Genomic DNA, 11,684 nt, shown 5'->3' with positions numbered 1-11,684 from the left:
TATGAGGGCGGCCCGCCTGGGGGCTTTGCGCCACATAGGGTGGGTCAAATTTAAATGCTGAAACCGGGTCAGTTTTGAACGCTCATTGACAATCCGGTCGATTGCCTTGCAGTTCAGACATGTTGTTGCCTTTGAAGTCTAGTCCCGTTTGAGCCTTCCTAAGGCTCTCTGGCGCATAAAAACTTGTAATAACTTAACCAACATCAGAAAAAGCGAAGCTGACCGGCGGGTATTGCCACTTCATAAACCGCCTCGTAATTTGATCTATGCCCAGCACATCAAGGGCTCAAAATACAGGAGAGTTTATGGATCTCGGAACTTACGATTATGCAGTAGTAGGCGCCGGGATTGTCGGAGTAGCTACCGCGCTGGAGCTTTCCAGACGAGCGCCCAAAGCGCGGATATTGCTAATCGAAAAAGAAGATGCTCCAGCACGTCACCAAACCGGCCGTAACAGCGGTGTGGTCCATACTGGTGCCTACTACAAGCCGGGCAGTAAAAAGGCGCGATTTTGTCGTGAAGGACTGCTTAGAACGAAGCACTATTGCGAGACAAAGGGCTTGAAGTACGAGACACGCGGGAAGCTCTTAGTCGCCACGAACGATCAAGAGAAAGCTCGACTTGGCGACCTGGCGGATCGCGCGCGCCAGAACGGCGTAACAGTTCAAGACCTGTCTTTGGCCGACCTAACTTCCTTGGAACCCAACGTAGCGGGGTGCGCCGCTGTTCGGCTACCAGACACCGCGATTGTAGACTACTCCCAAATAGCTCGGTCACTCCTTGAGGACTTCGTGGCTAATGGAGGGACATTTCTATATTCCACCCCTTTGGTAGGCATCGATAACAGTTATGGAAAAACCGCGCTCATCACACTAAAGGGTATGATCGGGTGTGAGCATCTTGTTGTTTGTGGAGGTTTGCAATCCGACCGTATAATTCGCATGGCGGGACTTGCGTGCGATGCCAAAGTCGTACCGTTTCGGGGGGAATATTATCGTCTTCCAAAACGAAAATCCAAACTGGTCAAGCATCTGATTTATCCTGTGCCTGACCCCAACCTACCGTTTCTAGGTATCCATTTGACGCCTATGATTGATGGATCGATCAATGTCGGTCCGAATGCCATCATATCATTGGCACGCGAAAGATACTCCAAGGTGTCATTCAGCTTAGCAGACTTTCGTGAAATGGCCTTGTTCGCAGGCTTTTGGCGATCTCTTGCCAAGCATCCTTGCGCCATAGCCAATGAAATTCGAAGCGCGGTGTCAAAGCGTTACTATCTCAAACAAGTTCAGAAATACTGTCCAAAAGTTGAATTGCGGGATTTGTGTCACTACGTGGCAGGCCATCGTGCCCAGATCGTTCATCCTGACGGGCGACTTGAAGACGATTTTCTGTTCAGATCTCAGGATCGTATGACGTTCGTATTAAATGCGCCTTCGCCGGCAGCAACAAGCGCTATGCCAATCGCTCAGGAAATATGCGAGCGAGTACTGAGCCAATAGCTAGCTGCAGATAAATCGATGGTCACCGCGCCAACAGAGGTTCCCGCTGTTGGCGTTGTAGTTGGTGCAAGTTTTTGATCGTAGAAATTGGTCGGGCGCGACAGCGTGCTTGAAAGGCCGGTTTGGGATGCTTCCAGAGTAATGGGCAGAAAGCGACTGGTTTTATTCAAAAACAAAGTGTTACGCGCGCAGAATGCAATGATCTGAACACGGCAAAAACGCCTTCCCGATTAGGCTTTGCGTGTTTGTTACGGTGCGGTAAAGATATTGACCCATTTGTGTATGTTCTGGGCGGTGGCAGTGAGGGTTAATTTTCAATTTGCGCCATACGGGCCACAAAATCGGAGCCGTCCTAACCCAAGTACGCGTTTGAAGTGAGCGAAGAGCGTTTCGTTCTTCTTCCGCAGCTTCATCGAGATATCCTACCGGCGGGTCTTTCAATTAGATGACCCTGCTGCACCATGTAACAGCCGGTTCTTTTTCTTGTACGGCTGAACAATGAGAACAAAAAGAAGGAGACTTTTATTTGTTCTTGAGAATTTACAGATAAAACTCAATTGCTTATAAGATGATCTTGGACAAGTTGACCGCATCAATTCACCCCGACGGGTCTGTTGGTTTCCTGCAAACTAGCCGCAGTGCCGTCCACAACATTCTAGGGAGTAATCCATGAGCAAGTGTTCAGATAACCTTAGAAATAGATGCTTGCCTAAGTGATCTTGGCGCATACTCTGACATCGCAACGGCGCCCTGTTACTGACAACAAACGAGTTGTAAACACGCGAGCAGGCAGGAACGCTTAGAAAAACCCATACTATTTCCAGCAAAACAAAAGTCGCTAGTCATCCCAGTTCAGTTCAAGCTCTTCGCGAAAGGCAAACCGTTTTAGGTGATCGGAAATCACTGTCTTCCAACTGTCCAAGTCATCGCGTGGCTGCGCCGAGGCGCGAACTTCCAGTGCTACTGGCGTCGCCTTTAGTTCGACGGCATTACCACTGTCAAAAAAAACGGTTCCAGTATTTACATCGAACTCGACCTGTCCCTTATGTGACCAATGTTTGCACAATTGCTGTAAGTACTTGCTGGCATTTTCTGTTGTCGCCGATCCGATTGCGTTCTGTCGCGGCAAAAGCGCGAGGCCGTTTTGCGCTTTGGCGCGCATGCTTTTTGCGAAAAGGGTGACGTCAATTTCAGTGGCCAGAAAGGTCACGCCGATCTCAAGGCACCTACGCTGCATTGCTGGGTCCAGTGTTAGGATACCCGCGGCTTTACCTGCCGCGACGATGCGGGTCAGCGCGTCTTCAATGGCCTCCACAACATCTGGATGCCCGGCGTTGCCGATATGACCCATGTCGGCGGCCAGATCTGCAGGTCCGATAAAAACTCCGTCTACTCCATCAATCGTCAGAATGTCGTCCAGAGCAGCCATGCCCGCGTTGTTCTCAACCTGTAGCAGCAGACAAATCTGCTCATCCGCCGTATCGAGGTAGTCCGGGATCTCGGCAAATTGCGAAGCTCGCGCAAGGGATGATCCCACACCTCGCACGCCGTGTGGGGGGTATTGCACCGCGCGTACCAGTTCGCGCGCCTGATCAGCGCTTTCGACCATCGGCACCAGAATACTCTGAACACCCGCATCGAGATATTGCTTGATCATCCATGTCTCACCAATCGGTAGACGTGCAACGGGCGCGCTGCCCGAACTTTCGATCACTCGCACCTGTTCAAGGGTCGAGCGCAGGTCGTTTGGTGCGTGTTCGCCATCGACCAACAACCAATCGAACCCTGCGGTCGCGGAAATTTCTGCTGCATATGCGTCGACCATTCCGATCCAGCACCCGACCTGAGGCTTTCCAGCCTTTAATGCGGCCTTAAAGGTGTTCTTTGGTGCGGGCATGTCGCTGCTCCTTTAGGCAAAATTGATGTCGACGGATCCGAACGATCCGAAATCGGCGTGGATTTCCGCACCCGATGGGCATTCGATTGGGCGAATGAAGCTGCCGGACAGGATTACGTGGCCGGGTTCAATGCTCTGGCCGTATTGCGCCATGCGACGGGCCAACCAGACCACACTTTCGACCGGATCATTCAATACGCCCGCACCCAGGCCAGTTTCCTCGATTTCGCCGTTGCGGAAGGTTAGGGCCCCTACCCATCGCAGGTCAAATGCATCCGCTGGGTGGCGTTCCGCCCCTAGTACAATGCCGGCATTTGCGGCGTTGTCGCTGATTGTGTCGAATACAGTGCGGGACTTTCCAGTCCCAGGGTCTGCCCGCTTAATACGAGTGTCGAGGATTTCAATGGACGGAGTAACATAGTTGGTCGCTTGCAAAACCTGATCGCGGGTCACATCTGCACCACCAATGGCATCTTTCATCACAAAGGCAATCTCGGCTTCGATCCGGGGCTGGATGAAACGACCAGCGGGAACGGTGTCTCCATTTCCGAAAGCCATGTTGTCAAACAGAATACCGCTGTCTGGAATATTAATGTTCAATGCATATTGCATCGCCTTCGAGGTCAGCCCGATCTTCCAGCCGATGACCTTGCGCCCTTCCGCCAGCTTGGCCCGATAGATGGCATTCTGCACTTCATATGCGTCATCCATCGCCATTTCGGGATACCGCAATGTCAGTAGACCGATCTGCTGTCGCGTCCTTTCCGCGTTCAGCAGATCGGCGGCAGCGCGCGCGTGGTCTTCCGGGGTCATATCTGCTCATCCTCGATGGTGTTGCTCAGGGTGCCTATACCTTCGACGGATACCTCAACCACATCGCCAGGGGCCAGGTATTTTGGCGGATCAAATCGTGCACCTGCGCCGGTTGGGGTGCCGGTGACGATTATATCGCCCGGTTGAAGCGTCATGAAGGTCGATATGTATTCAATCTCACGCCGGATCGGGAACATCATTCGGTTCAACGTATCGTCCTGCCGCAATTCACCATTCACATGGGTCTGAATGCGGGCGTCGTCCAGTTGGGCGGCATTGGTGAACGGGACCAGCCAAGGGCCGATGGCACCCGATTTGTCCCAGTTCTTGCCTTGCGTGACGTTGAACTTGGCGTGCCGAACCCAATCGCGGATTGTCCCTTCGTTGCACAGGGTCAAGGCTGCGATATGGCCATAAGCATCGTCCTGCGAAATCCGGCGGCCTGCTTTGCCGATCACGATGGCCACTTCACCCTCGTAATCCAGCGTGTGATTTTCGGGCGGGCGGATCAGAGGGCGATTATGGCCGGTAAATCCACTGGCGAAGCGCGGAAACAGCGACATGTATTTCGGCTGGGCACTGCCATCTTTGTATTCCGCGTTGCGATCTGGAAAGTTCACACCAACGCACAGAATGCGACGGACATCCGGCATCACCATCTCAAAGGTAAAATCCGTATGGGTTACCGGCTTTCCTTCGGCAGCCTCGGCCAATTGGCCAAACGCACCAGCGGCGACAACCTCGTAGAGGCTTTTGAACTCGGCAAATTCGCTGTTTAGTGCGACCGCGCCTTCATCAGTGATCGCACCAAAAAATGTTTCACCGTTGGCAGTGTAGGTTGCAATGCGCATCAGGCCTCCTCGGCGTTATGGAACCCGCCCATACTAAGATGTTTTAGATCAAGCATACTTTGCTTACGGTGCGATGATGGGAGACGCAGATAGGTCTGGCTCGTTTACATCCACACCGACAAAGGATGTGCCGTGTTCAAACCAACTGCGCGGCGCCGGAGCGCCCCAGAGCGTCTGACGCTGCGGGTCCTTCAGGTCCCATTTGATCGGCTCCAGATCGGGGTCAACGGTCTGATAATCCGAGCAATAAATCTCAATCCGGTGTCCGTCGGGATCGAGGATATACAGGAAGAAAGCATTCGAAATACCATGTCGCCCCGGGCCGCGTTCGATGTTGTCCACATAGCCGGTGGTGGCCATTAGATCGAGCAAATCGATGATGTTCAGCGGTGTTGGCACCCAGAAGGCCACGTGGTGCATCCGTGGGCCTTTGCCATTGGTGAAGGCCATATCATGCACCCCACCCTTGCGGTGCATCCACGCGGCCCACAGTTTCTTGCTGTCTTCGTCTTCCGTATACTCGGTCACGCGGAACCCGAAATCACTGTAGAATGCGACACTGTCATCGACATTGGTCGAGAAGCAGTTGAAGTGATCGATCCGCAGCGGTTTCACACCACGATAGAGCGCGTATTTCTGATGGATCGGCTCCAGGCGATCCATCTTGTGATAGAACTCCAGCGGTATGCCCATATTGTCCGAGGTTAACAGAGTCCGGCCCTGATAGGGGCGATCAACCCATGAGGTCGGTCGGCCTTTGGATATAAAATACGCCTCGGCCCGATCCAAATCATCCTCGTCGAATGTTTTGAAGCCCATGACCTCGACAGTCGCCGGCTGATCGGATTTCTGCAGGATCACACAGTGGTGTCCACGTTCTTCCATCGCGCGCAAATAGACGTGCGTGTCGCTTTCGTCCGAGACCTGAAGGCCAAGAACCTCTGAGTAGAATTTACGCGAAGCTGACAAATCGCTGACGTTCAGGCAAACATGGCTCAGCCGGATTGTGTTGAAGTCGGGATACAGGTTGGGGGCTGGAACGGGCATTTTAACCTCCTGTTATACGGGGAAGATGACGTTTGTCTGGCCGGTGCCGGAGCTTGGGAAATACTCAGTCACAATCTCGCATTTCTTGTCATAGGTATCCCACCCCAGCGCTCCGTAGAGCATCGACGTGTCATGCATCGAGCCTTCGCCGCAGCAGAAATTGGCATAGTCGCCCAGCATTTTCAGGAACGTGGCGTGGTCGCCGTTCTTCCACATCTCAAGCACATGCAAGTCCATCTGACGGTTGAATTCCGAGCTGATGGTGAAAGTGCCGTTATTGGCGGCATAATCCTTGTTCGCCCAGATCTTGTGCGACAACGAGCCTGACGCGACCAACAGCACCTTTTCATTGCTGGCCTCAACCGCTTCACGGATGGCTTCACCAATGACCCGGCTTTCGTCATGGCTATGCACCGTGGCCCAGGCCGCGACTGAGACGACTTTCATATCATGCTCGCGGCTCATGAAGCGCATCGGGACCAGCGTACCGTATTCCAGTTCGAGACTGTCCAAGTGATGCGCTAAAGTGTAGACGCCTTTGTCCGACGCGATCTTTGCGATGGCATCACCCATTTCAGGATTGCCCTCATAGGAATAGGGCAGGTCCTGGATGAACTGCGGGAACTCGTTCGACGTGAACAGACCTTCGAATTTTTCATTGGCGTTGATGTGGAACCCGGCATTGATCACCCAATGCGTGTCGCAGATGATCACCGTGGTCGCCCCCAGCGCTTTTGCACGGCGCGCGATCTCGCGGTGGCCATCAATGGCGGGCTGACGTTTGCCTTTAACCGGGCCTTCCTGCTCAGACATGAGCAGTGTCGGCACATGGGTCATTTTGGCGGCAAGAACGATTTCTCCCATAGTCTGCTCCTGGAGTTAAGGTTTTTCGCGCGATTGTCGTCTGAGGGGCCGCTATAGCTTGCCCAATTGCATGATCTTGTGCTGGCCTGTGGCAAAGCCGATATGCTTTTGTTCCATGTAGAACTCAAAGCTCCAGTCGCCGCCGTCGCGCCCGATGCCGGATGCTTTGACCCCGCCAAACGGTGTGGGCAGATGGCGCACGTTTTCCGAGTTCACCCAGATCATTCCGGCCTCAAGCTTGTCCGTGAAACGTAACGCGCGGGTCAGATCGTTGGTCCAGACATAGCCGGTCAGACCATATTGCGTGTCATTTGCGATATGCAGCGCCTCCTCCTCAGTCGAGAACGGGATCACGGTCAGGACAGGGCCAAAGATTTCCTCGCGTGCGATGCGCATTTGATTGTTGGCGTTGGTAAACAGGGTGGGCCGTACGAAGTACCCCTCTTCGCCCACCTTGACGCCACCGGCCGCGACGGTCGCGCCGTCTTCCTTGGCGATGCCGAAGTATGAAGTGACCTTGTTGTAATGCTCTTCCGTTACAAGCGGGCCAATCTCGGTTGCAGGGTCCAACGGGTGGCCGACTTTGATATTGTTCACGCGCTCGATCAGCTTGGCTTCGAACTCTTCCTTGATTGTATCTTGTACCAGCAACCGCGAAGAAGACGTGCAACGTTCGCCGTTGATCGAATAGATCATGAAGATCACCGCATCCAGCGCGCGATCCATGTCGGCGTCGTCAAAGACGATGACCGGGTTCTTACCGCCCAACTCCAGATGCATCCGTTTCAGCGTATCTGCGCCTTGCTTGGTAATGATGCTGCCCGTACGGCTTTCACCGACAAAGGCAATGGCTTTGATCAATGGATGTTCGGTCAGCCGCTTACCTGCGTCTGGACCAAAACCGTTGACAGTGTTCAGCACACCCTTGGGCAGACCGGCTTCTTCCGCGATTTCTACCAATAGCCGCGCAGACAGCGGTGAATCTTCAGCCGGTTTGTGGACGACCGTACAGCCAGCGGCCAGTGCCGGAGCGATCTTCCATGTCGACAGCATGAACGGGGTGTTCCACGGCGTGATGACACCAACGGGCCCGATTGGGACGCGGGTGGTTATGTTCATCAGTGTCGGTGATTTCAGGTGTTGACCATCCCGCGCCTGAACCACCTGATCGGCAAAATAGCGAAAATTCTCAGCCCCTCGCAGGGCGGCTTTGGACATAAAGCGCAGGGTCTGGCCGGTATCCCAGCATTCGCACAGCGCGATCTCTTCGGCTCTTGCCTCAATGCCATCTGCAACTTTAAGCAATATCCCGCGGCGCTCCGTAGCGGGCATGTCGCGCCAGTCTGCAAAGGCATTATGCGCGGCCTGTGCTGCTGTATCGATATCTTCTGCAGTGCCATGGGCGACGTCGCAGATCACCGATTTATCCACCGGAGAGATCGACTGAAACACCCCTGCTGACCCATCTTGATCTTCTCCTGCGATCCGGTTCTTGATCCCGGTCTTCTTGAAACGGGCAAGGAAGCCATCAAGCCGTTCAATATTCTTGTGCAGGTCACTCATGGTCAGGCCTCCAGATGGTCGCGGATCGTGCCGGTTTTGGGGGAGAGGTCGGGATCGATGTCGCGCATCTCAAGCGACAGCGAGATGGAATGCTGCCTCATGGCGGATTCCAGATAGGTTCGGGCCGCCTCGAAGATGCGCTGCGTTGCGTCCTTCTTGATGGCCTGCGAACGACCGGCCCGCAGCCGGATCGAGATATCGATGAACCCATGCTTTGGATTTCCGTCTGCGATGGCATAGTGATCAACACGGATCGCTCGGACGCGAATGCCTGCTAGCGGAAAGGTGTCAACCTCAGCGGCCGTTGCACGGATGCAATCGCACAGACCGCCCATGTCGATCCTGTCTTCCAGATTCCCGGAATATTCGACGTGAAAATGCGGCATGATTCCTCCGTTATTAATTAACATGTTTAGCATTATAAGATTATGTCGTCAAGAAGTTGCGTTGTTAATCTTTGCATTTCCTAGGGCAGCACACTAGAAGGCGGTATGAACACTCAAAGCCATACCAAGAGCACCTCAAGGTCGCTTCCTATTGCATTATTGCGCGCCCGCGAAACGATCATGGCCCCCATCAGGGACATGCTGCAGGACATCCAGATATCCGAGCAAAAATGGCGCGTCCTGCGCGTACTGGATGAGCTTGGCGAGGTCGAGCAAAGCGCTATCGCCAAAGAAGCTTGTCTGTTGCTGCCCAGCCTGACGCGAATATTGCGCAGCATGGAAGCCGATGGGCAGGTCACACGTCGTCAGGACAGCCAGGATAAAAGGCGGACGATGGTGATGATTACAGATGCGGGTCGGCAGATTTTGAAAGACAACCTTCAAGCGTCATTGGCCATTTCAAATAGTATTGAGGCGCAGATGGGGCGAGAGAAGCTTGATGAGCTACTGGACCTACTTGAAGAGCTGCAGGCTGTTAAGGTTTGACCCCGCCAGTTGGCAAGCGGGGTCTGCGCGACGACTACAAACTCGACAATCCTGTATCCAGCGCTGACAGGATCTTGGCAACATCGTCGGATGTGACAATCAGAGGTGGGGAAATGATGATGTTGTTGCCAGATACGCGCACCATCACACCATCCTCATAAGCTGCCTTTTGCACCTGTATTGGCAGTTGTTTGGCAATCGGTGCTTTGGTTGCGCGGTCCGAGACCAGTTCCAGCGCGCACATAAGGCCCTCGCCCCCTCGGACGTCACCGATCACCTCGTGCTTTTCAGCCAGTTTCTTCAAGCCCTCGAACAGCTCATCCCCGCGTGCTGCAGCGTTTTCCCAAATCCGCAGACGATTGATTTCCGAAAGAGCTGCCAGTGCCGCCGCCGCGCCGACGGGGTGACCAGAATAGGTGTATCCCTGATCAACGGATGCCAAGCCGGTTGTATCATTTTCAAATACCTCGGCAACTGCCCCCGAGATCATCGCGGCGCCAAACGGGAAATAGCCATTGGTGATCGCCTTGGCCGTCGTCATAATGTCAGGCTGGACGCCCCAATGTCTCGCTCCGCTTTCACTACCGGTTCGACCAAACGCCGTGATGATTTCGTCTGAAATCAGCAGAATACCGTTCTTCGAACAAACCTCACGCACCATGGGCATAAAGCTTTTGTGCGGCGGAATTACGCCGCCTGCGCCCAAAATCGGCTCCATGATGAAGGCGGCAACCGTGTTGGACCCCTGGAACGCAATCTCGGCTTCAAGCGCTTTGACGCAAAGCTGAGCCAGGCGTTCAGGGTCGGTTTCGTCAAACGGGTTGCGATAGGTCCAAGGCGCAGGCACATGAAAACAGCCTGGCATCATGGGTTCATACACGGCGCGGAACTTCTGATTGCCATTAACCGAAGCGGCAGCGAAATGGGTGCCGTGGTATCCCTGTTTGAGACTGATGAACTTGGTGCGACCGGCCTCACCCCGAACTTTGTGATACTGGCGCGCCAGCTTAAGTGCGATTTCCACCGAATCCGATCCGCCCGAGGTGAAAAAGGCGCGTGTCAGCCCATCAGGAGCAAAGAACTGTGCCAACTCGTAAGACAGCTCGATCGCCTTGTCGTTGCTCGTACCCCGGAAGGTCGAATAATACGGCAGCGCATTTAGTTGATCAGTGATCGCCTGTTTCACCGGATCGCAGGAATAGCCCAGATTAACGTTCCAAAGGCCACCCACGGCGTCGATGGCCTTGTGCCCATCCACATCGATGATGCTAACCCCTTCCCCGCCGGTCAGAATGGTCGGAGGGTTGTTCCGGCTGTCGGCCGGGTGCGCCATCGGATGCCAGAAATGGCGGGCGTTGTTCTCCTTAAGAAAGTTGGAGTCTTTCATGTTGCGGTTCTCCGGGGGTTGTCCACTTTCGCTTATGGGTGGAACTCGGTTGGAAAGGCCTCGGGCATTTGGCCGCCGAAATTTGCGGTCAGATCGCGCGAGAGGGATTGAAGTGATTTCAGGATCAAGGGCAGGCGCTCATAAGTGGCTCTAATCTCGGGCACGGCGATCGAAATGGTTCCAAGGGCGATTTGATCGATGCCGAAGATTGGCGTTGCAAAACCAAAAACACCTTCTTCGTAGCTGCCGTTGCTGTTGGCCCAGCCAGCCCGCTGGATCAGGGCAACTTTTTCCTTGATCAGATCCGGGTCTGTCAGGGTGGATTCGGTGAAACGTACCTGCGCTTCCTGATCCAGACGATCCAGCAGGAAAGGTGGGCCAAAGCTGAGCATACATAGACCCGCCGCAGTCGCGTTGACCGGGATGATCTCGCTTGGATCAAGGCTGACGCGAACGCTGTGCTTGGTTGTCTCAACCACGATGGCGGTTTGCAGGCTGCCCTGTTCCAGCAGCGTTAGGTGCAGGCTTTCGCCAACCTCCTGCATGGCCAAGTGCATTTTTTGGCGCGCGCCTTCAAGGCCGGGTTTGGCAATCTCGCGCAGTGCCGCAAGCCGCAGCGCAGCTGGTCCGATGGTATAGGTCTTTGACTGCGGGTTTTGTTCGATCAACCCGAATTCTTCAAGCGCTCGTAGGTGACGCAGGGCTGTCGCCTTGTTCAATCCTGACAGGCGCGCGGCCTGACTCAGGCCGATTTCGGCCATCGTGTTTGAGAATAAGTCCAGCATTTTTAGCGCATTAAGTGCGGCACCCATGTGTTTTGCCTCC

At 54.2% G+C, this 11,684-nt stretch carries 11 protein-coding genes and 1 pseudogene; 2 read left to right on the top strand and 10 right to left on the bottom strand.

What is annotated here, in order from left to right:
• Positions 1-305: 305 nt before the first annotated feature.
• Positions 306-1,505, top strand: coding sequence for an L-2-hydroxyglutarate oxidase (gene lhgO / locus ACRZ96_RS18170; protein ID WP_480706079.1), 1,200 nt, complete (start codon positions 306-308; stop codon positions 1,503-1,505).
• Between the two features lie 248 nt (positions 1,506-1,753).
• Here lhgO and ACRZ96_RS18165 read toward each other — a convergent pair.
• The 8 genes and pseudogenes from ACRZ96_RS18165 to ACRZ96_RS18130 form a co-directional block, all read right to left on the bottom strand.
• A pseudogene (locus ACRZ96_RS18165) lies at positions 1,754-1,924 on the bottom strand (IS5/IS1182 family transposase); the annotation flags it as partial.
• 419 nt (positions 1,925-2,343) lie between these two features.
• A complete protein-coding gene (locus ACRZ96_RS18160) occupies positions 2,344-3,402 on the bottom strand; it encodes an aldolase/citrate lyase family protein (protein ID WP_480706078.1) in 1,059 nt (352 codons plus the stop codon).
• Positions 3,403-3,414: 12 nt separating this feature from the next.
• A complete protein-coding gene (gene hpaH, locus ACRZ96_RS18155) occupies positions 3,415-4,215 on the bottom strand; it encodes a 2-oxo-hept-4-ene-1,7-dioate hydratase (RefSeq protein WP_480706076.1) in 801 nt (266 codons plus the stop codon).
• Positions 4,212-5,066: a fumarylacetoacetate hydrolase family protein gene (locus tag ACRZ96_RS18150; RefSeq protein WP_480706074.1), complete on the bottom strand. Its 855-nt coding sequence runs from the start codon at positions 5,064-5,066 to the stop codon at positions 4,212-4,214. The genes hpaH and ACRZ96_RS18150 overlap by 4 nt, the downstream gene beginning before the upstream one ends.
• A gap of 63 nt (positions 5,067-5,129) precedes the next feature.
• Positions 5,130-6,113 (bottom strand): 3,4-dihydroxyphenylacetate 2,3-dioxygenase, encoded by a 984-nt coding sequence (gene hpaD / locus ACRZ96_RS18145; protein ID WP_480706072.1) that lies wholly within the window; start codon positions 6,111-6,113, stop codon positions 5,130-5,132.
• A gap of 12 nt (positions 6,114-6,125) precedes the next feature.
• Entirely contained in the window at positions 6,126-6,977 is an 852-nt protein-coding gene (gene hpaD, locus ACRZ96_RS18140) for a 3,4-dihydroxyphenylacetate 2,3-dioxygenase (protein ID WP_480706070.1), read from the bottom strand.
• A 51-nt stretch (positions 6,978-7,028) separates the two neighbouring features.
• Positions 7,029-8,540, bottom strand: coding sequence for a 5-carboxymethyl-2-hydroxymuconate semialdehyde dehydrogenase (hpaE, locus tag ACRZ96_RS18135; RefSeq protein WP_480814909.1), 1,512 nt, complete (start codon positions 8,538-8,540; stop codon positions 7,029-7,031).
• A 2-nt stretch (positions 8,541-8,542) separates the two neighbouring features.
• Positions 8,543-8,926 (bottom strand): 5-carboxymethyl-2-hydroxymuconate Delta-isomerase, encoded by a 384-nt coding sequence (locus ACRZ96_RS18130; RefSeq protein ID WP_480706066.1) that lies wholly within the window; start codon positions 8,924-8,926, stop codon positions 8,543-8,545.
• Between the two features lie 105 nt (positions 8,927-9,031).
• Between ACRZ96_RS18130 and hpaR the strand changes: the two genes are divergently transcribed.
• Positions 9,032-9,472: a homoprotocatechuate degradation operon regulator HpaR gene (gene hpaR, locus ACRZ96_RS18125; protein WP_170394006.1), complete on the top strand. Its 441-nt coding sequence runs from the start codon at positions 9,032-9,034 to the stop codon at positions 9,470-9,472.
• Positions 9,473-9,506: 34 nt separating this feature from the next.
• Here hpaR and ACRZ96_RS18120 read toward each other — a convergent pair whose 3' ends face one another.
• A complete protein-coding gene (locus ACRZ96_RS18120; protein ID WP_170394008.1) occupies positions 9,507-10,859 on the bottom strand; it encodes an aminotransferase class III-fold pyridoxal phosphate-dependent enzyme in 1,353 nt (450 codons plus the stop codon).
• A 32-nt stretch (positions 10,860-10,891) separates the two neighbouring features.
• Positions 10,892-11,671, bottom strand: a complete 780-nt coding sequence (locus tag ACRZ96_RS18115; RefSeq protein ID WP_170596484.1) for an IclR family transcriptional regulator — start codon at positions 11,669-11,671, stop codon at positions 10,892-10,894.
• Positions 11,672-11,684 lie beyond the last annotated feature (13 nt).

The sequence above is a fragment of the Ruegeria sp. CF1 genome (assembly GCF_056537445.1).
The sequence above is the reverse complement of the archived record's forward strand: the minus strand, read 5'-3'. Positions and strand labels throughout refer to the sequence as shown.